The organism is Paenibacillus sp. HB172176 (assembly GCF_011947265.1).
Taxonomy (GTDB): Bacteria; Bacillota; Bacilli; order Paenibacillales; family Paenibacillaceae; genus Pristimantibacillus.
The window spans coordinates 1-20,729 of the sequence record NZ_JAATHD010000025.1; the positions used below are offsets into that span (position 1 = coordinate 1).

Here is a 20,729-nt window from a genome sequence, read left to right on the forward strand (position 1 = left end):
CCACAGGGATCGCTTGGCGTACGATGTTCCTTGAAGGAATATCGCTACAACTTTGCTCCTTCAGGAGTAACAACCCAAGAATCCCCCACCTCTGCTAGGTGGAGGGAGTGTTCAATCTTGCAAATACAGCTGCGAGGGCGGGTAGCCGTATATTTTCTTGAAAATGCGGTTGAAATAAGCCTGATCGCAGAAGCCGACATACTCGGATGCCTCGCCTATCGTGACATGATGCTGGATGATGAGATCCCGCGCCGCCGATACCTTCACTTGATGAATATACGACTTCGGCGTCTGCCCGGTCAGCTTCTTGAAGGAAGCCGACACATAATTCGGCGATCGATGAACAAGCTCAGCCAATCTGTCCACCCGAATATCCTCGCGATAATGCGCCAACACATATTCCTGAATTCGCGTCACGATGCCAAGCACCGGAGAAGGATGCTGTCCCTCGTCCAGCTCGCGATTCATCCGTCCGAGCAAGTCGAGCAGGATGCCCGAGCAGATATCTTCAAAATAAGGCAGCTTCCCCATCCACTGGCCGATTAGCTGCTCGAGTCGTTGCTTCATATAATCGTATTCGCGCGATTTGATGACGCAAGGCTCGCTTTGCCCGAGCATCGGCATTCGCAACTCTTCCCGACGCGGAATGGTGAAGGTCGCCCAATATTTTTGATGAGGATGAATTTCGTCGGTGTGAAAGCCTTCCCTCATGCTGCCCATGGGGATGAAGAGCAGATCGCCCTTCTTCAAGTGAAGTACGACATTGTTGATCCGATAGCTCAGCTTGCCCGATATGATAAGCGCAAGAGCGTAGTTAGGCGTCTTCTCCAGCGGCTTCCTCCAGCCCGGATTCCGATCGTCGAAGCCTGCTCCGAATAGCTCAACCATAATCGCCTAGCCTCCTCGACTCGCAAATTTTATCGTAGATTTATACAAATGCAATGGATTTGTTAATCGCTTTCATCTCCTATGAACGATAGTATAAGTGTAACACATAGGAAGAATCACAATTGATTTTATTCAAATCTTTAATGGAGGCTGATACGATATGAACTATGATTTGGTTATCTACGGAGGAACATCGGCAGGCGTTGCAGCAGCCGTGCAGGCGAAGAAGATGGGACTGAAGTCCGTCATCATCGAACCATCCGGCAGAATCGGGGGACTGAGCTCCGGTGGATTGGGCGACACCGACTTCGGGAAGACGGCGGCGATTGGCGGCTTGTCGATGGACTTCTACCAGCGTGTCGGCAAGAAGTATGAGAAGGATGACGCCGTGTGGATGTTCGAGCCGAAGGTTGCGCTAAGCGTGTTCCACGATTGGATCTCCGAGTTCGAAATCGAGGTGCTCTACAACGAGCGACTGGACCTCAAGGATGGCGCGGTAGTGGAAGCCGGCAAGATTGTTGCCATTCGAATGGAGTCGGGCCTCACCATCTCTGGCCGCATCTTCCTGGACACGAGCTACGAGGGCGATCTGATGAAGGCGGCAGGCGTGTCGTATGCGACCGGCCGCGAAGCGAACAGCGTGTACGGCGAGACGTACAACGGCATCCAGACAGCCGTCGCCAAGAAGAATCAGCTGCCGCATGGCGTTGATCCCTACGTGGTGAAGGGCGATCCTTCGAGCGGCCTCCTGCCGGGAGTCAACGCCGATGCGGGCGGAGCCGACGGCGAGGGCGATCATCGCGTGCAAGCGTATTGCTACCGCATGTGCCTGACCGACGATCCTAGCAACCGCATCATGGTGGAGAAGCCGGCCGACTATGACGAGCGCAAATACGAGCTGTTGTTCCGCGCGATCGAGCAAGGCGAGAAGATTTTCTTCAAGCTGAACGGCGTGCCGAATCGCAAGACGGATTCGAACAACGACAAGGGCTTCTCGACGGATTATATCGGCTATAACTATGATTATCCCGAGGCGGATTATGAAGGCCGCGTCACCATCGCCGCCGCCCATGAGCGTCATCAGAAGGGATTGATCTGGACGCTGCAGAATCATCCTCGCGTATCCGCGGAGGTGAGGGATTTTTATAAGGAATGGGGCTTGCCGCTTGATGAATTTACGGAGAACGGGCACTGGAGTCCGCAGCTGTATATTCGCGAATCAAGACGCATGCTCGGCGACGCCGTCATGAACGAGAATCATATCTTCTCAAGAAGCGCCATTGAAGACAGCGTGGGCATGGGCTCGTATACGATGGACTCTCATAATACGCAGCGTCATGTGAGCGCGGAGGGCTTCGTTGTGAATGAGGGCGATGTGCAAATTCCACTGCCCGGTCCTTATCCGATCAGCTACCGCTCGATCGTGCCGAAGGAAGAGGAATGTGCGAATCTGCTCGTGCCGGTTTGCTTGTCCGCTTCCCATATCGCTTACGGCTCTATCCGGATGGAGCCTGTGTTCATGGCGCTCGGCCAATCGGCCGCCACAGCTGCGGCATTCGCGCTCGAAGCCGACTGCAGCGTGCAGAAGGTGAACTATGACGCATTGAAGAAGCGTTTGCTCGAGGATGGACAGGTGCTGTATAGCTAGTGCTTCCGAGTACTGTCTAATGAAGGACGGTCAGGCGCTTTATGGACACAGCTTCCAGCGACTGTCTGATGGAGGACGGCAGATACTGTATGGATATAGCTTCCGGCGATTTTCTGATGGTGAACCGTCGGGTGCTGTATCCGCAGGACTTTATCCAAAGCTAAAGCCGCCGCTCGCTGGGGCAGATTCGCGAGGATTCATTTGCGTGTAGGCATCCAGTCGGTCTAGTAGTACGGTATTGTGCGCGTTACGCTTCGACGGAAACGATTCTGCATTCCGCCCGAGGATATACTGGATTTTCTCCCGCTTATTTCTGCAATTCAGTAGAAATTCTTGATTAAGCTGGAATTTGTCCTGTTTATTTCGAGGATGTCTCCGAATATCGTAACGTTGCAGGATATATGCTGGAGCTTTTCCAGTATAATAGGCAAAAGAGCATGACAGCTTCTAAATATGCTGGACGATTTCCAGTTCAACTCTGGTTGCTTGATGGGCGAGATCTGGAAGCATGCCGCGACAACCCCCTGACCATTTGAATCCCGAAGAATATCGCCCTATCCGCCTGGCCTGGAGAATATCGTCTTAACTGCCTTACCCATTCGAATTCTGGGAGTACATCTAGCCGCCTGGCCAATCGAATTCTGGCGAATATTGTCCTTACTGCTCGGCCTGCCCATACCGGATTTCGATGATGAGATGTCGACCTGGCTTGCCTTTCAAAAGAAATAGCCATCCTGCGAAATGCTTCACAGAACACTTATCCCCAACTTTATGCACAACTTATCCACAAATAACGAAAAGCATATTTTCCTTAAAAAACCATCCCGCAGGCCCTCCGCCTGCGGGATATCTTTCGTTGCTCGTACATGGAAGGGACGCCCATGGGGGAGACTACCTGCCAAGAACGGCATGTCAGTCTCAAATCGAAAGAGGGCTTACCGTAATGCAGGATACACTAGAAATTATTTTGCGCACATTCGCCGCCTTCGCTCTCATCATGATTATAACGAGAATTCTGGGCAAGCATACGATTACTCAGATGACCTATCACGACTTCGTCTCTTCCATCACGCTCGGCGCCATAACCGGCAATCTGGCCTTCAACATCAAGTTGAACTCCTGGCATTTGACCGCTTCGCTTATCGCCTTCAGCGGGATCGCTTTTCTAATAGCGCTAGTCTCACTAAAGAGCAGGAAGCTTCGCAAATGGCTGTCGGGCAAACCGACCGTCGTCATTCAAGACGGCAAAATTATGGAGCATAATCTCCGCAGCATGAAGTTCAGCCTCGACACCTTGAACCAAGAGCTGCGAGAGAAGGAAATCTTCGATATCGGAGAAGTCGAATACGCGATTCTCGAGCTCAACGGTAAGCTGTCCGTACTTCGCAAGCCCGAGTATCGGCAAGTGACCAGGAAGGATCTTGCGATCAAGAGCGCCGCGGGCAATCAATTTCCGGTCGAACTCATCATGGACGGAAAGATAATCGATACCAATATTCGTCAGGAAGGGCTTAGCCCCGAATGGCTGAATAAGCAGCTGCTTAAGCGGCAACTCATCCCAGAGCAGGTTTGCTATGCGGTGAGAGGCACGAACGGCAGCCTGTACTTCGACTTGTACGAGGATCGGATCGCGCATCCTATCGAGACGGAGTAGACGGAGTTGCGCCGTGAGCATCAGCTTGAGCTCCTTCGTATAAGGCTCCCCGAGCGCCAGTCTGCTTGAGTTCATTCGTATGAGGCTCCGTGCGCCGATGCTGTCGCCGCTTAATTCTGAATGCACGCGAGCCATAATGCCGCGTTTACCTTCATTTCAATAGAGGGTAGAATAAGAGTAATCCATTATGAAAAGCGAGGTACATACGATGAATCAAGAAACGATGGAACTCATGCGCACGCTTACGGAATTCCAGGCGGCTTCTGGCTTCGAGCGAGAGCTTCGCGGCTTTGTCCGTGGAGAGATTGAGAGATATACAGACGAAATTGTGCAGGATCGACTCGGCAGCATCTTCGGCGTAAAACGCGGTAATGAAAGCGGACCGGTCATTATGGCGGCAGGCCATCTCGACGAGGTCGGCTTCCTCATTAATGGGATTACGGAGAACGGCATGCTCCGCTTCCAGACGCTCGGCGGCTGGTTCAGTCAGGTACTGCCCGCCCAGCGCGTGCAAGTCATGACCGAGAATGGACCTTTAATCGGCATCATCGGCACGACGCCCGTGCATCTGCTCGACGAAGCCTCGCGCGGCAAGCCGCTTGACGTGAAGGGCATGTACATCGACATCGGCGCGGATAGCCGTCAGCATGCCGAAGAGATTGGCGTACGAATCGGGCAGCAGGCCGTGCCGCATTGCGAGTTCACGCCGCTCGCCAATCCTAAGAAAATCATGGCCAAAGCATGGGATAACCGCTATGGCGTCGGGCTCGCCATCGAGCTGCTCAAGGAGCTGCAAGGGCAGAAGCTGCCGAATGTGCTGTATGCGGGAGCGACCGTGCAGGAGGAGCTTGGATTGCGCGGTGCCAAGACCGCTTCGAATCTCATCCAGCCCGACCTGTTCTTCGCGATGGACGCCAGCGCGGCGAACGACATGAACGGCGACAAATCCGCCTTCGGTCAGCTTGGCGGCGGCGTGCTGCTGCGCCTCTACGATCCGAGCATGCTGACGCATCGCGGTATGGTGGAATATGTGCGGGATATGGCGGATACGCACAAGATCCCTTATCAGAACTTTATATCTCCAGGCGGCACGGATGCCGGAGCCGTTCATACGCAGGGCATCGGCATTCCGTCGACGGTCATCGGCGTCTGCGCGAGATACATCCACACTTCCGCCTCCGTTCTGCATACCGATGATTTCGACGCAGCCAAGGAGCTGCTCGTGAAGCTGGTGCAGCATTGCGATCGCACGACGTATGAGACGATCGTGAGCCGGGCTTAGGGACAAGAGGCTTTGACGACAGCCGTCTTTCAGCAAAACAAGTGAACGGGATGAGGCTCTCGCTTCATTGCGGATGGCTAACTGCTCCATAGTGGCCAGAAATTGTGTTGCAAAGCTGGAAATCAGCGTTGCAGGAACCAACCGGCTCGAGTCAGCTCTGCAGCGCTGATAAACAGCGTTATACAAATCAGTTCACCATGAAACAACAGCCTCTAAAATGTCCATTGCATAGGAAGACCACCCTGGTCGGCTCTCATTCCAGGCAAAACAGCGAGCAACCCCATCTTTAGAATGACGGGGTTGCTCGCTGTTTGCTATTCCACCGGATTCCAGCCATCCTCGCCGCTCAGAACACTCGCAGGCGTTAACGCGGCCGCCTTTCCCTCTGTCAACCGACGGCTCCAGCCCACGCGCATGCCTGGAGAACCCGTCACCGCGCCCGGTCCCGAGCTTCCATGCTCCATATATCGCACGGTCCGCTCCACATCAGGCTTATTCCAATCATCCCAGCCCTCTGCCCGGATATGGGCGCCCATCCAGCAGTCCACGAACGCAGTATGGGCGTGCTCGCGCCACGGTCTGCCGAGAAAAACCGACTGCGGCGGCGCATCCCCGGTCAATCGGCAAGACAGGAACACATAGCCATTCGCGGCTTCCTCCGGCGTCGAGGCGGCGGTCAACCAGCCATGGACGCTAGTCTCCGGCGCTTCCACCGATTGCCCGCCATCTCCTTCCGTCAATCGTCTTCTCGAGAAAATCTCGCAGCGATGGAACACTGCTGTAGCAGAGCCGAAGATGAAATCCACATCGCCTTCCATGTAGCAGTCCTCGTAATATTGACGCGAGGCTCGCCGCGGCAAGCCTTCCCGCGGCCCGCCGAATGTCGGGCGATCGATCGGATAGAGCGGCAGCGGTCCCGTGAACAGCGTATCCTGACTGGCGATGAATCGGCAGCGCCGGAATACCGCGCGATCGCCGTCTACATAGGCCGCCACCGCTTGACCGACCTTGTGCCCGGGCCCCGCAGCATTAACAAACGACAGCCCTTCGGCAATGAAATCATCTCCTCCGATGAACGCCGTATACGAGTGAAAGGTGTTGTACAGCTCTCCGTCCAGAAATGCTTTCAGCGCATAATCATCCCAGCGAATAACGGTCTTCTCAGCCCCTTCGCCGATCAGGGAAAGCTTCTTCCCGTCGATGAACAGCTTCTCTCTGTATTCGCCGCTCCGCACCCGAATCATTGCTCGCTCGGACAGATTCGGCGGAATCGCGTCCACTGCGGCTTGAATCGTCGTATACTCTCCGCTTCCGTCCGCAGCCACAGTGAAGTGCAGCTTCACCAAAGCTTCATCCTTCATTGCGGAAGCCTCCTTGCCAATGAACCCTGCTCGTTCTTATCCACAACCCGGCAGCGCGCCGGGACAGCGTCCCTCCATCTCTCATCCTCATCTTCCTTTTCTCATCTTGTTGTCCTTGCTGAAAAATCCGATTTTGCTCCAGTCTCGTTCTATTCCAGTTTCGTTCTATGCCAAGCTCTCTCTACTCCCCGCTCAACTCTGCTTGCGGTACGTCACCGAGCTCCGCTGCTGGATGCGAGGCGGAATGACAAGCGGATACTCTACCTTCTCGTTCCGGATCAAGGCGACAATCAGCTCTGCCGCTTTCGCGGCCAACTCCCTCAACGGAGGGCCTACCGTCGTAAGCGCAACCTCAGCGAATTCCATCTCCGGCAAATCATCGTAGCCAATCAGCGAAATATCATTCGGCACGCTGAGACCCGCTTCGAGCAGCGCCCGGAGCGCACCCTTCGTCAGCATATTGTTCAGACCGATGAACGCGGTCGGCGAATCGGCCGTCATTTTGTAATTCCGCATGGCGAGATACCCGTCTTCCCAGGTCGAATGGGCCGGCAGCACATCCTTCTCCGAATAAGGGAGACCCGTTCTCTGCAACGCCTCCCGATATCCCTCCAGCTTGACCTCCTGCGAATTGCCGATGAAGCCGATGCGTTCATGACCATAGGATTTCAAATACTCCACGGCCTTGTAGATGCCTTCCTTCCGGTCAATCTTGATGTAGGGCGAATGCGGGTTATCATCCGTTCCGAGCAAGAACCAGGGAATGCTGAGATTTTTGAAATTCTTCATAAAATCATCCTGCTTGAACGGACGATAATCCCAGAAGATGCAGCCGTCCACTCTCAGTTGGCTGAATATTTCGTAACCGTCCATCGAAGCGGCGAGAATCATCTGGTAGCCTCTCTCTTTCAGCTCTTGATGCAAAAACTTGGCTATATTCGCGAACAGCGGATTGCTGCTCAGCTCGTCCAGGACGAATCCGATAATATGGCTTTTGCCCGAAGACAGCTGGGTTGCCATGATGTTCTTGTTGTACTGATGCTTCTCGGCGATTTCCAGCACCTTCTGCCTCGTTGCGGGCTTGATCAGCGGATTGCCGTTCAGCGCCTTGGACACCGTGCTGTAGCTGACGCCCGCCAGCTTGGCGATATCCTTGATCGTGATCATCGTCTTACACGTCCTTTCGATAGAGTGTCCAGAAGCCCGCTGCTCCCGGACTCACCAGCAAGTCAATCGCTTGCGCTTGTTACATTTACAATAACGAAAATATTGAAAATTGGCTACAAATTCCTACAGCCTGCGCGGCAACACGAAGCTGCTGCCGCGCTCTATTTGCTCGCTGCCAAATAGCGGTCATACTGCGCTTGCTTGCCTTCGAGCACCTTCTCGATGTTCATCTTCTTCAGCGTCGCGATGTACGAATCGAAGTTGTCCAGGCTTTCCTGGCCGGTGATGAACTTGTAGTGCATCTCTTCGACATAGGTCGTAATATCCGTCATGTACATGCTTTCGGCATCGGCCTCATCCTGCAGCGCGTAGACGAACGGGAACGGCGCTTTAATGTATTTCTCGAGCTCCTTGTCGAGCTTCGCATGCCAGGGAGCAACCTGAACATCCGCCGAATCGGTCGATTGCGAGATCGGCAGGTTGACCGGACCTATGCCAAGCTGCTGAATGAACTCGTTGTCTTTGCCTTGCTCGGTGAATTGCTTCTTGCCGTCCTTCTCTTCATAGGTCACGCCTTCGATGCCCCAGGTGTAGTAGGTCTGAGCCTCTTCGCTCGACGCATAGTCGAGGAATTTAAAGGCGAGCTCGGGATCCTTCGCATTCTTCGAGATGCCGAAGATGCCGCTGACCGGCGTTCTTCCGACATAGAATTGATCGCCATGAGGCCCGACGAGCGGCGCGATGCCTTTGATCAGCGGCACGCTCGGATCATAGTCGGCGAACAGCGGGCTGTACACCATCGACGTATACCAGCTGAAGTTGAACGTTACTCCGGTTACATTTTGAGAGAATCTTGAGGATACCTGGTCAGCCGTTGTGCTGGCGAAATCGACCGGAAGCAGCCCTTCCTTATAAAGTCCGTTCAGATAGGTCAAATATTCCTTGTAGGCAGCGTCATAATAGCCGAAATGCACCTTGCCGCTGTCATCCGCGTAGAACTTGTTGTAGAGATCCATGCCGAATACCGGGCCGAACGCCATCTGCAGAAACTTCGGATCCATCGACATCGGAATCTCGTCCGCCTTGCCGTTCTGATTCGGATCATCCGTCTTGAACTTGCGCAGCATCTCGGTGAATTCGTCGATCGTGGTCGGCTCCTTCAAGCCTACCGCGTCGAGCCATCTCATGTTGATCATGAACAGCGGCATATAGTTTTTCGTCAAGGTGCGCTGCGGCACATAGTACATGTCGCCGTCCGGCGTCGTCAGGCTCGCCTTGATGTCGGGATTGTCTTCATAGAGCTTCTGCAAATTGACGCCGTATTTCTCGTAGAGCTCGTTAATTGGAAGGAAGAGGCCGCTCTTGATGTATTTCATCAATTGATCCTGGTCGGGCAAGTACACGATATCGGGCAAATCTTGTCCCGAAGCGAGCCGCGGACTGACCGAGTCCGCGTAATTTTGCGGCGCCACCAGCTGCCAATCGACGCTGATGCCCGCGTTTTCAACGATTTTTTTGACAATATCGGCGTTGTTCAGGTCCACATTGGTTGTCCAGGCATTCGTCGCCAGAACGGACAGCTTCTTCCCGGATTGATCCGTGATCGGACCGGAGCCGGTGTAGGTGAAGCTCGAGGTTTCCGCCTCAGATGAGGGCGGCGCCGCTCCCTCGTTATTGTTGTTCGTGTTGCCCGAGCAAGCGCTTACCGTTGTGACCAGAAGTGCCGCAATCGCCATGTAACCCAGCCCTTTGAATTTTAGAGACATTCCTAATTACCTCCCTTTTTTGGTGAACACATCTATACAGACAAAGGGCGAATTCACCCTTTCACTGCCCCTAACGTAATGCCCTTGACAAAATACCGCTGAATGAACGGATACACCATCACGATTGGCACGATGCTGACGACGATGGAGACATATCGCACCTGCAAGGTGGATACGGCGAGCGTGCCGACCGAGGTGCCTCCGCCCATCTTCTGCATAATCTCGGGAGAAGCCATGACCAATACCCGTCTTAGGAAAATTTGCAGCGGCTGCAGACTCTGATCGCCGAGATAGAGCAGCGCGCTGAAGAAATTGTTCCAGTGGAACACGGCATAGTACAGCGCCAGCACCGCAAGCGTCGGCTTCACGACCGGAATCGCGATGCGGAACAGCATCGTAATGTCGTTCGCGCCGTCGAGGCTCGCGCTCTCGAATATTTCGTTCGGAATGCCCTCGAACGCCGAGCGGCAGATCATGACGTTGAAGGTCGAGACCAGCACGGGCAGCACCATGACCCATCTGGAGTTATAGAGGCCAAGCTGGGTAATCAGCATATAGACCGGAATCAGGCCGCCGGAGAAATACATGGTGAAAGCGATAAAGAAGTTCAGCTTCCGGCGAAGGAAGAACCGCGCTCTCGACAGCGGGAATGCCGCCAGACATGTGGCGAAGAGATTCAGCGCCGTTCCTACTACCGTGTACCATATGGTGTTGTAGTAGGAGGTCCAAATCTCCTTGTATTGCAGCACCATCTTGTAGCCGTCAAAGGTGGGATCGACCGGGTACAGCCATACCTTCTGCTGGTCGATAGCGGTTACAGAGCTGAGCGAGATCGAGATGACGTACAGGAACGGATACAGCGTAACGATGACGGCGAGAATCGCGATCATGTATATCATCACGTAATAGCTCCGATCCGCGGATGATTGCTTCATTGAAGTTGCTCCCTTCTGGAATTTCGGCGATAGAGCGACCGGGGGACGATTACCATAGCGACATGGAGGTCACCCGGCGTGACAATGTGTTGGCCGCGAAGACCAGGACAAAGGTGACCACGGAATTGAACAGCCCGATCGCGGTGGCGAATCCGAAGTTCTGCCCTTCGATACCCATTCGGTACACATAGGTGGAGAGCACATCCGCCGTCTCGTAGGTCGAGCCGTTGTAGAGCAGATACACCTTCTCGAAGCCGATGCTCATCAGTCCTCCAAGCGAGAGCAGGAGCAGGATGATAATCGTCGGCTTGATGCTCGGCAGCGTCAGATGCCACAGCTCCTGAAACTTGTTCACGCCGTCGATTTTGCCGGAATCGTACATTTCCGGATCGATCCCCATAATGGCCGCGATATAGATGATGGAGCTGAAGCCGAAGCTTTGCCAGATTTCCGACGACGTGAAGATCGTTCTGAACCAGCCCGGATCCATCATAAAGTTAATCTTATCCATGCCTAGCTCGGCCAGGAACGTATTGACGATGCCGTCCGTCGGCGACAGGAAGTTGATGATCATGCCGGCGATGACGACGGTCGAGATGAAATGCGGCAGATACGTAATCGTCTGGGCGAATCGCTTGAAGACGCGATTCTTGATCTCGACGATGCAGACCGCGAACAGAATCGGAATCCAGAAGCCGAACACCAGCGGATAGAACGCAAGCAGGAAGGTATTGCGAATCAGCCGCCAGAAGTAGATGGAATTCGCGAATTGAACGAACCATTTGAAGCCGACCCATTCACCGCCCCATATGCCATGTCCCGGCGTGAAGTTTTTGAACGCAATGACGATTCCCGGCATGGGCAGATACATGAATACCACGTAGTAGATGAAAATGGGTGAAAACATAATGAGCAGATATTTGTCCCGCTTGATCAGTCCAAGCAGCTTTCGAGCTTGATCCATCGTAATCGTCCTCCTCTTTTGTTGAATGCCCAGCTGACAGAATGCGTTTTTACAACGTTTGAAATTTTTGATACAAAGAGATTTTTTTCAAAGGCGCAACCGTTGCAGACGGAATGTCAGTAGGATCAGACTCCGAGATCTAAAGGTATATTTGACCAATTCAACTGATTTCACCCCTTATTCCTCGCTTTGATTCCTTTTTGCCTTGATTTTTACAACGTTGTAATTTTTGCATTTTTGAATACGCTTTCAGTTATTTTTCTCTATTCTACAAGCTGAACGAAAAATTTGCAAACACTTTTTTTGTAGGGAGTTGAATAGACCTCGACGCACTTGCGCTGACCGGTGCTCCAAGGCACTTCGACAGCACTTCGGTAACTCTTCAACAACTCTTTAACACAGCGTTCCCCGCTTCAGCGCTGGATTCCAGCTCTATCGACACTGCAACAGCTCCTTCCTCCTATTTCAGTATTACTGGTGCTCCAACGATGTCCCCTCTGATGAGAACCCAGCGCAAAGAGCCTCCTATCCACGATCGTGGACAAGAGGCTCTGCTGGTATATGAGCAATCATAGGAAGGCAAGGGCGAGGCCTTGAGCTTAACCCGCCAAACTTATCCCTGCTGCGCCGCTTCGATTTCCAGTGAAATCTTCACATCGTCTCCGATGAGAACGCCGCCTGTTTCCAATGCCGCATTGTAGGTTAGTCCGTAATCGCTGCGTTTGATGGTGCCGGTCGCGCTGAAGCCCGCTTTCGCATTGCCCCATGGATCCTTGCCTTCGCCTTCGAAGGTAACGTCGAACGTCTCCGAACGAGTCACGCCATGCAGCGTCACATCACCCGTTACTTTATAGTCTCCGCCGCCTTCCGGAATAATGGAAGTCGCTTTGAAATCAAGCGTCGGATACTTCTCAATGTCGAAGAAATCAGCGGATTTCAAGTGCGCGTCGCGATCGCCATTTCGCGTGTCAACTGTACTCAAATCGATTTTGAAGGAGATATCCGCCGTTGTCAGATCATTCACATCGGCCGCAACATTCGCCTCGAAGCCGTGGAAAGAGCCTTTCACCTTTGCGATCATCATATGTCTTACCGAGAAATCAACTGCGCTGTGCGATGCGTCTACTGCCCATTGTACTTTTGCCATTAGAATAACCTCCAGTGAATGTTTTTATTTTACTTACTTTTAATAATTAACTTACAATTAACTTGTTCTTGAATATATCTTAAACTAAAGATATCAGAATGTCAACAGCTACTTTTACACTTTCGGCTAAATTCGCTTTGCCTTAATTACTTTTTACATCTGCAGCTCCATCCTGCGCCGTTTACACTTATGCCAGCTATTTCATATAAAAAAGCTGCCCACGACCGCCGCAATCGATCATGAAACAGCTCTGTGTTTTTTGTTAAAAGGGTAGATGGATTATTCCGGTTCCTCCGCAGCCGATTCCGCCATTTCGTCTTCGTTGGCGGCTGCCGCCAGCTCAAGCTCTTCTTCCACTTGGGCTTCAACCGCAGCCGCATCGCTTGCTTCCTCTACTTCGGCCTCAGCCTCGGCAGCACTCGACGCAGCTTCTGCCGCTTCTTCAACGGCAACTGCCTCCTCATCCGCATCTGCTTCAGCCATTACAGCAGCCGTTGCTTCCGCTTCCTCGGCAATAACGCTCTCTGCGATCACCGCGGCCGCTTCCTCGGCGTTCTCCTGAACAAATTCTTGTTCTTGGCTCATTTCCTTCACCTCCCTACCCTTCTATAGCTCAATTGTAGCGCTTTCATAGATTCCCGCAAGAGGTGTAAAATGTCGCAAAATAAGAACTTTTCCCGTTTCCCCGCCTAAGGTCCAGTATCCGATCCATCCCACGGCTGTTTCCCCATACAGGCGGCGCAAGTTAAGATGTATGCAGTGAAATACAGAATGAAAGGAAGGAAGCTTGACCATTCGCTGAATAGCGGAATGAATTTCCCGTTATGGATAGCGTGAAAGGCTATTTCTTGTATATAATAAAAAATGAAATGGAGCTGTTAATGATGAAAATTAAAAGCATTGCAGGCGCATTGCTGCTCATGCTCGGAATCGTATTGCTGCTGAATCAAGGAGAAACCTTCGGTCCCGGCAAAATATTCGCTTATTTCTGGCCGTCGCTGTTTGTTATGCCGCTTGGGCTGTTCTTCCACTGGCTGTACTTCGGCATGACAGGTCGCAGAGGCAGCGGACTGTTGATTCCCGGGGGCACGCTTCTGGCAGCCGGAATCGTCTCTCAGATCGCGATGCTGTTCGATAACTGGATTTATATGTGGCCAGGCTACATTCTGGCTCCCGCAGTCGGTCTGCTTGAGTTTTATTGGTTCGGCAACCGCAATAAGTGGCTGCTCATCCCGATTAATATTATGACCGTGCTGTCCCTGCTGTTCTTCGCTGTATTCTCGTTCGGTTCGTTGTTCAACAGCGTCCTCTCCACGCAGCCGTACTTCGCCATTCTTCTTATTGTAGGCGGAGCCGCGATTCTGCTGCTCCGGAGAAAAGCGGAGTAGCCGCCAAGCAACCGATTGCCGACAACATTCAATCGAGCCTCGTTAGCGCTGCCTTCCGGCTTGCCTGACGGGGCTCATTCCGAGTCTTATGACTTTACGAAAGCCCAAGGAGGTAATACCCGCTTATGCTAGATTTTCACCAAAAGCTTGCCATCCTCTCATCATTCCCCAAGCTTCATCGCAAGGACGTCTCGCTTGGCCGCGTGAACTTTCATTATGAAGAGAGCGCGCATGAGAAGAAGACCGTTGTCTATCATCTTCATCCGAACGGCAACGGCTTCGTCTACGCAGGCCTGCTGCCGAATGAGAATTCAGATGCGAAAGGCATGGTTAATATACGCGACTGTACCGAGGAAGAGCTTCGCCGCCTGGTCTCGGCTTCGATCGCTTCGCTTGCTCCTTCCGAAGCATCGTCCGAAGCAAGCCGGGTAGCCGCCGGATGGGGGCATGGACGCAAGCCGGCGCGCGAGGAGCATTGGATCGGATCTGACGGCGCGCGGCTGACCATCATTCGAGAGGACGAATTATGGTACGTATACGCCGGCGAATCGATCGAAATGGCCTTCGAAACCTATAACGAAGCCGTGCAATATATGGAGGACGAACAATTTCATCGCGAGTAGAGAGGAATTCCGCCTCCCCTTGTCTAATTGTATGAATGACAACTTAGATAGCGGGAGGCTGCTTTTGTGTCCATTAAAATAAAGCTTTCATGCGCGATTTCGCTTATTGTCGCCGTGATACTCGGTTTGAATATAGCCTTCACCTATTGGAGCACGAACGCCTCCAAGGAAGCGGCTTCGAAGGAGCAGATGGAAACGATTGCGAAGCACTTGGCCGCGACCGTGGATACGCTTGAAAGCAACAAGCAGCATTTGGAGCTGGAGCTCGGAGAGAAGCTGCGTCTTGCCGCCATTGCGGCGAAGGAACGCTTGGGACCGCAGCTCGCCGACATTAGCAACAATCAGCTCGCAGCGCTTGCCGAGGAGCTCGGTATCGGCGACTTAACGCTGTGGCAGCGAATAGACGGCGAGATCATTTCGCAGAAATCCTCCAATCCGGACGAGATCGGCCTCAATTCCCATTCATGGGATTACTGGAACACGGCCTTTCATCAGTTGCTCGACGGGCAAGACGTTACCGTTCCGCAAGGTCAGAAACTGCCCCATTTCTGGACGGGTCCGATTAATTTCGCGGTCTCCAATCCCCAGGAAATCAACAAGTGGGGGTACTATTTCGACGGCACAACGGACTATATGATCGATACCATTGCCCATATTGATTATCAAGGAACCTTCGATATGACGAGCGGCACGAATGCGTTAATCGCGCAGCTGCAAGAGGAACAGAACAATATTTTGGAGATTACGGGATTTAATCCGGCGTTTTTCGGCACCAAACCGATCATTAAGCTGAAGAAAGGCGTTCCCGTCTACAATCTGGATGTGCGAGACATTTCCTTCGGCACCTATAGCTACAAGAATACTGCCGAGGATGCCGTGCTGATTCAGCGTGTGCTGCAAAGCGGCGAAACGGCTACGATCAGCTTCGAGACGAACGGACAGCATGTGCTGCGCAGCTTCATTCCGATTGAAGGAAGCAGGCCTTACGTCATTGGAGTCGCTTTCGACGAGCATATTGTCCATGAGCAGCTCGACAGACAGCTTGCGGTGCACAGCTTTATTTCGCTGCTCTTATTCCTCTTCACCGTAATCGCGAGCTATTTCGTCGCCGGCTATATGATTCGCTCGCTTAACCAAATTGTGTACAAGGTCAACGCCATTGCTGCGGGAAATTTCGATGCCGTTATCTCTATTAACAATAAGGATGAGCTGGGACTGCTCGCTTCCCGTGTCAATACGATGGGCACGAATCTAAGCAAATATACGACGCAGCTGAAGGAAACCGCCTCCGAGCTCCGCAGCACGAAGCAATATCTGGAATCGTTCGTGGATCACACCTCCGATGCGATTCATGTGGTGGATCTCGAAGACCGCGTCATCCAAGTGAACAACGCTTTCGTCAAAATGTTCGGGTGGACGCCCGAGGAGACGATGCGGCAGGTGCTGGACAATGTCCCCGAGGAGCATCTGGCTGCTCATTGCAGGCATATGGCTGTCGTACTCGGCGGCGGCTCCATTGCCGACATCGAAACCGTCCGCTATCAGAAATCGGGCAATCCCATCGATGTGAGCGTTACAATCTCGTCCATCCGCGACGAAGAGGAGAATATCGTCGCAATCGCGACGATCTCCAGGAACATTACCGCGCGCAAGCAGACCGAGGAGATGATCCGGCGCTCGGAGAAGCTGTCCATTGTCGGCCAGCTTGCCGCCGGAGTGGCGCATGAGGTGCGCAACCCGCTCACCACGCTCAAAGGCTTCGTGCAGTTGAGCAAGAGCAGCGGCAAGCTGAGCGAGGTTCAACTGGATTTGATGCTCTCCGAGCTCGATCAGATCAACATGATTGTCAGTGAGTTTCTCGTGCTGGCGAAGCCGCATATGACGAGAATCGAGCAGGTTCAGCTTGTCGACGCGCTCAAGAATATTGCGATGCTTCTCGAATCCGAGGCGAAGCTCAATCATGTCATGCTGGAGCTTCGGGTTCTGTCGCCTGTCCCCGAAATTAGAGGCATCGCCAATCAATTGAAGCAGGTGTTCGTCAATATCGTCAAGAACGGGATCGAAGCCATGTCGAACGGCGGAACGCTGACCATCGAGATTGGGGCAAACGAGAACGACAGCATCGTTATTCAATTCATCGACCAAGGCATCGGCATTGAGGAAGAGCATCTGGAGCGTATGGGCGAGCCCTTCTTCACGACCAAGGAGTCGGGCAATGGCCTCGGCCTGATGGTCAGTCATCAGATTATCTCCAGTCACAACGGAACCATGAGCTTCCGCAGCAAGAAGGGGCAAGGCACCTGCGTGGAGATCCTCTTGCCGATTCGTCACGAGTGAAGGAGGAATTATATCCGTGCAAGAATTATCCAAGGAGGAACAGCAGCTATTAATCGTAACAGCGGTCGACGCCGAACGCGACGCCATTCTGAGAGGAATGGAAGACAAGCTCTCTTCGCAAAATATAACCGTTATCGCAGCCGGCGCAGGCCCCGCCGCCGTTGCGGCGAGAACTGCGGCCGCTCTTGCGGCGAACCGCTATGATCTCGTCGTCAGCGCGGGCATTGGCGGCGGCTTCCCCGGCCGGGCGGCTATCGGGACGCTGGTGCTGGCATCCTCGATCGTCGCCGCCGACCTTGGTGCCGAATCGCCGGACGGCTTCCTGCCGATTGACGAGCTCGGCTTCGGCTCCGCCGTCGCGGCCGTCAGCGAGGAATGGAATGACCGGTTGATGCAGGCCTTGCATCAGGCGCGCCTCTCCTCCATTCTCGCGCCGATTATAACGGTCTCCACCGCCACCGGTACGGCGGAGACAGCGGCGATCCGTTCGGCCATTGTTCCCGGCGCCGCTGCCGAAGGGATGGAGGGCTTCGGCGTTGCGACTGCCGCCGAGCAGTTCGGCGTCCCCGCCGTGGAGCTTCGCGCCATCTCCAACGCCGTTGGGCCGAGAGACCGCTCCGCATGGCGCATCGGCGACGCGCTGCGGGCGCTCGAAGAAGCCGCTGCGGCGATCGCTTCCTTTATCCGCTTTTGACAACTGCGCCTTCCATCCTGCACAATAATGAGAGAATGATGGAAGGAGCTGCAGTCAGCTATGCATATTGCTTATTCTCCATGCCCGAATGACACGTTTATCTTTCACGCTTGGGCGAGCGGTCTGCTGAGGGACGCGCCGGAGCTTAGCGTCACCTATGCGGATATCGACGTTACGAACAAGCTTGCTGCCGCTGGAGAAGGCCCCGAGGTCATGAAGGTGTCCTATGCCGCGCTTCCCTGGCTGCTTCAGCAGTACAAGCTTCTGCCTTGCGGAGGCGCGCTCGGACGCGGCTGCGGTCCGCTCGTGCTCGTGAAGGAGCACGAGGCGGCGAGAGACGCGAGCGCCTTGGCCGGCAAGCGGATCGCTGTGCCGAGCGAGCGCTCGACGGCCTATCTTCTGTTCCGCTTATGGGCTGAACAGAAGGTGCCTGGCGGCTTCGGCGAGATTATCGTCATGCCGTTCCACGAGATCATGCCGGCCGTAAGAGACGGGCTCGTTGACGGCGGCCTTGTCATTCATGAAGCCCGCTTCACGTACCAGGATTATGAGCTGCAGCTATTGACCGATCTCGGCAGCTGGTGGGAAGAGGATACGGGGCTGCCCATTCCGCTTGGCGCCATCATTGCCAAGCGAGAGCTCGATACCGCGCCCGTCATTCAGGCAATCCGCGCTTCTCTGGATTATGCCTGGAAGCATCCCCAGGCTTCGGCCGAATATGTGATGGAGCATGCGCAGGAGATGTCGCCGGACGTCGCCAGGCAGCATATCGAGCTGTACGTCAACGACTTCAGCTACAGCCTCGGCGAGGACGGCTACGGCGCGATCGAATCCCTTCTCGGACGAGCCGCGCAGCAAGGACTCGTTCCGGCCTTCGACCTCGCCTTGCTGCGGTCTTAAGCCTTAGAGCAGCGGCGGGCTGCTAACGCCAGGCTTAAGCCATAGCTCTGCGGCCGGCTGCTAACGGACAATTTTGACTCTTAGCGCTCATTTTCGGCTGATTTCAACGGCTAGCGGACATATCTGACCTTTAGAGCGGCAAATTAGCTAATCTATCCTTCAAAAAGGACGCTTGCGGTCGAAAATGTCCGTTACAATCCACGAAAAACAAATGGAGCTGGGTAACGGCCAAAAATGTCCATTAGGCGCCTATAGGCTTCAACGCAGCATGAAACGCACACAACACTTAAAGGAGGACATTACGATGTCAACGATTTCTGATTTGCTGGAATTCAACAAAAATTTTGTAGAAGAGAAGCAATACGAGGCTTATCTTACGGATAAATTCCCGGGGAAGAAGATGGCGATCCTGACCTGCATGGATACCCGCCTTGTCGAATTGCTGCCCAAGGCTCTCAATCTGCGCAACGGCGACGCCAAATTCATCAAAAACGCGGGCGCTGTGCTGACTCAGCCGTTCGGCAGCGCCATGCGCAGCATTCTTGTAGCCATCTACGAGCTTGGCGCTCGCGAAGTGCTGGTCATCGGCCATCATGGCTGCGGCATGACCAATCTCGATACAGAGGGCATGATCAGTAAATTCACGGAATTTGGCGGCGTCGATCCTGTTGCCATTGAAGCGCTTGAGAATTCGGGCATCAGCATGGAACGCTTCCTTCGCGGCTTCAGTTCGCCGGAGGAGGGCGTCATGCAGAGCGTGCGCATGATTCGCAATCACCCGCTATTCCCCAAAAGTGTACCGGTTCACGGTCTGGTCATCCATCCCGAGACAGGGGCGCTGGATGTGCTGGTCGAAGATTACCGCGAAGAATAAGAAGCGCCGTCTTCCTGCACCAAATCCGTATTAATGCCGATTGCCGCCCGACTCCCGTCGCCGGCGGCAATGACGGCTTGCGCGGGAGATATTCTCGCGTTGTCCCCTGCGGCATACACGCCCCGCACCGATGTTCTCCCCAACTCATCCGTCCAGATGCCCCCCTGCTCGTTCAGCATGCAGCCCAGCTCGCTGCCAAGCGTCGAGGCCTCTCGCCAATTGACAGAAACAAAGCCGCCCGCCCGGTAGGATTTGCTTCCATTATCGAATTCCACCGCCTTCAAATGACCGTCGCGCCCGATCAGCCTCGTAACGCGATGCTGCGTGAATCCAACTTTCATTTCCCTCAAGCTTCTGAGCTGCTCGGCGTTCACCGTATTTGTCCTGCCGTTCGTGCATAGAATCAGATTGGGGCTCCATTGATAGACCAGCCTCGTCAAGATGAACGCGTTCATGCCTTCCGCAATGACCATAAGCGGCTTGTCGCGCAGCTCCCAACCGTCGCAGTAAGGACAACTGAACAGACTCCTTCCATAAAAGAGTCCGATATTCGGCACGTTCGGCAGGCTTTCCCGAAGCCCCGTTGCCAGAAGCAGCTTACGGACCTTGAATTGAGCGCCTTTCTCCGTGCCGAGTACGAACCCGTTCCCCTCTGCCTTCGCCCCGCTGACGCGATCAGTCTGCTTCAGCACGGACGGGTACCGCTTCAGCTCCTGATGAGCCAGCCGCCTTATCTCTCCCGGCGATACGCCGTCCCTGGTCAGGAAGCCATGCGTTCGCTTCGTCACCGCATTTCGCGGCGTATTATGGTCGAAGAGGACCACGCTGCGTCTTGCTCTTCCCAGCACAAGCGCGGCGTTCAAGCCGGCAGGGCCTCCGCCGACAATGGCAATATCGATGTCCATCCTGTGATTCGCCTCCTGCCCTGCATGCCTTGCGTTAGAGTACATTGCGCTCTGCATCGTCGCACAGTCATTCGCGTGTAGAGCATGTCGCATAGTCCCGTTTTCAGACGAATACAGGCATGCCCCGAACGTTTTCAGCCGCAAAAAGTCGCAAGCCGCTTACAAACTGAACTCCGTCACGTGAACTCGGTCGTTT

General features: G+C 53.9%; 18 protein-coding genes. 9 read left to right on the plus strand and 9 right to left on the minus strand.

All coding sequences use genetic code 11. The features are described 5' to 3' along the window. Positions 1–111: 111 nt before the first annotated feature. On the minus strand, positions 112–888 hold the full coding sequence (locus HFP08_RS23680; RefSeq protein ID WP_168123105.1) for a helix-turn-helix transcriptional regulator: 777 nt from the start codon (positions 886–888) through the stop codon (positions 112–114). A gap of 160 nt (positions 889–1,048) precedes the next feature. On the opposite strand from HFP08_RS23680, the gene HFP08_RS23685 reads away from it, so the two are divergent. From HFP08_RS23685 to HFP08_RS23695, 3 genes are all read left to right on the plus strand, one after another. Continuing rightward, positions 1,049–2,536, plus strand: coding sequence for an FAD-dependent oxidoreductase (locus HFP08_RS23685; protein WP_168123106.1), 1,488 nt, complete (start codon positions 1,049–1,051; stop codon positions 2,534–2,536). Positions 2,537–3,479: 943 nt separating this feature from the next. Next, positions 3,480–4,190 carry a DUF421 domain-containing protein gene (locus tag HFP08_RS23690; protein ID WP_168123107.1) on the plus strand — a complete coding sequence of 237 codons (711 nt, stop codon included), beginning with the start codon at positions 3,480–3,482 and terminating at the stop codon, positions 4,188–4,190. Between the two features lie 208 nt (positions 4,191–4,398). Further along, entirely contained in the window at positions 4,399–5,472 is a 1,074-nt protein-coding gene (locus HFP08_RS23695) for a M42 family metallopeptidase (RefSeq protein ID WP_168123170.1), read from the plus strand. A 314-nt stretch (positions 5,473–5,786) separates the two neighbouring features. On the opposite strand, the gene HFP08_RS23700 is transcribed toward HFP08_RS23695, so the two are convergent. The 7 genes from HFP08_RS23700 to HFP08_RS23730 form a co-directional block, all read right to left on the minus strand. Then, the gene (locus tag HFP08_RS23700) at positions 5,787–6,833 is read right to left on the minus strand and encodes a pectinesterase family protein (RefSeq protein ID WP_168123108.1); all 1,047 of its coding nucleotides are present in this window, start codon (positions 6,831–6,833) and stop codon (positions 5,787–5,789) included. 192 nt (positions 6,834–7,025) lie between these two features. Further along, positions 7,026–8,000: a LacI family DNA-binding transcriptional regulator gene (locus HFP08_RS23705; RefSeq protein WP_168123109.1), complete on the minus strand. Its 975-nt coding sequence runs from the start codon at positions 7,998–8,000 to the stop codon at positions 7,026–7,028. Positions 8,001–8,161: 161 nt separating this feature from the next. Next, positions 8,162–9,766: an extracellular solute-binding protein gene (locus tag HFP08_RS23710; protein WP_168123110.1), complete on the minus strand. Its 1,605-nt coding sequence runs from the start codon at positions 9,764–9,766 to the stop codon at positions 8,162–8,164. A 53-nt stretch (positions 9,767–9,819) separates the two neighbouring features. Next, positions 9,820–10,701 carry a carbohydrate ABC transporter permease gene (locus HFP08_RS23715; RefSeq protein ID WP_168123111.1) on the minus strand — a complete coding sequence of 294 codons (882 nt, stop codon included), beginning with the start codon at positions 10,699–10,701 and terminating at the stop codon, positions 9,820–9,822. A 49-nt stretch (positions 10,702–10,750) separates the two neighbouring features. Next, positions 10,751–11,665: an ABC transporter permease gene (locus tag HFP08_RS23720; protein WP_168123112.1), complete on the minus strand. Its 915-nt coding sequence runs from the start codon at positions 11,663–11,665 to the stop codon at positions 10,751–10,753. 613 nt (positions 11,666–12,278) lie between these two features. After that, positions 12,279–12,812, minus strand: a complete 534-nt coding sequence (locus HFP08_RS23725; RefSeq protein WP_168123113.1) for a YceI family protein — start codon at positions 12,810–12,812, stop codon at positions 12,279–12,281. Between the two features lie 279 nt (positions 12,813–13,091). Beyond that, positions 13,092–13,397: a hypothetical protein gene (locus tag HFP08_RS23730; protein ID WP_168123114.1), complete on the minus strand. Its 306-nt coding sequence runs from the start codon at positions 13,395–13,397 to the stop codon at positions 13,092–13,094. Between the two features lie 299 nt (positions 13,398–13,696). On the opposite strand from HFP08_RS23730, the gene HFP08_RS23735 reads away from it, so the two are divergent. From HFP08_RS23735 to HFP08_RS23760, 6 genes are all read left to right on the plus strand, one after another. Next, entirely contained in the window at positions 13,697–14,200 is a 504-nt protein-coding gene (locus HFP08_RS23735; RefSeq protein WP_168123171.1) for a hypothetical protein, read from the plus strand. A gap of 125 nt (positions 14,201–14,325) precedes the next feature. Next, entirely contained in the window at positions 14,326–14,823 is a 498-nt protein-coding gene (locus HFP08_RS23740) for a hypothetical protein (protein ID WP_168123115.1), read from the plus strand. A gap of 66 nt (positions 14,824–14,889) precedes the next feature. Continuing rightward, positions 14,890–17,160, plus strand: a complete 2,271-nt coding sequence (locus tag HFP08_RS23745) for an ATP-binding protein (protein ID WP_240941801.1) — start codon at positions 14,890–14,892, stop codon at positions 17,158–17,160. Positions 17,161–17,176: 16 nt separating this feature from the next. Beyond that, the gene (locus HFP08_RS23750; protein ID WP_240941802.1) at positions 17,177–17,854 is read left to right on the plus strand and encodes a futalosine hydrolase; all 678 of its coding nucleotides are present in this window, start codon (positions 17,177–17,179) and stop codon (positions 17,852–17,854) included. A gap of 60 nt (positions 17,855–17,914) precedes the next feature. Further along, positions 17,915–18,754 carry a 1,4-dihydroxy-6-naphtoate synthase gene (locus tag HFP08_RS23755; RefSeq protein WP_168123116.1) on the plus strand — a complete coding sequence of 280 codons (840 nt, stop codon included), beginning with the start codon at positions 17,915–17,917 and terminating at the stop codon, positions 18,752–18,754. A 304-nt stretch (positions 18,755–19,058) separates the two neighbouring features. Beyond that, complete coding sequence (locus HFP08_RS23760; protein WP_168123117.1) at positions 19,059–19,628, plus strand: beta-class carbonic anhydrase; 570 nt, start codon at positions 19,059–19,061, stop codon at positions 19,626–19,628. Here the strand turns inward: HFP08_RS23760 and HFP08_RS23765 are convergent. Then, positions 19,613–20,533: an NAD(P)/FAD-dependent oxidoreductase gene (locus HFP08_RS23765; protein ID WP_168123118.1), complete on the minus strand. Its 921-nt coding sequence runs from the start codon at positions 20,531–20,533 to the stop codon at positions 19,613–19,615. The two genes, HFP08_RS23760 and HFP08_RS23765, sit on opposite strands and share 16 nt — an antisense overlap. Between the last annotated feature and the right edge of the window lie 196 nt (positions 20,534–20,729).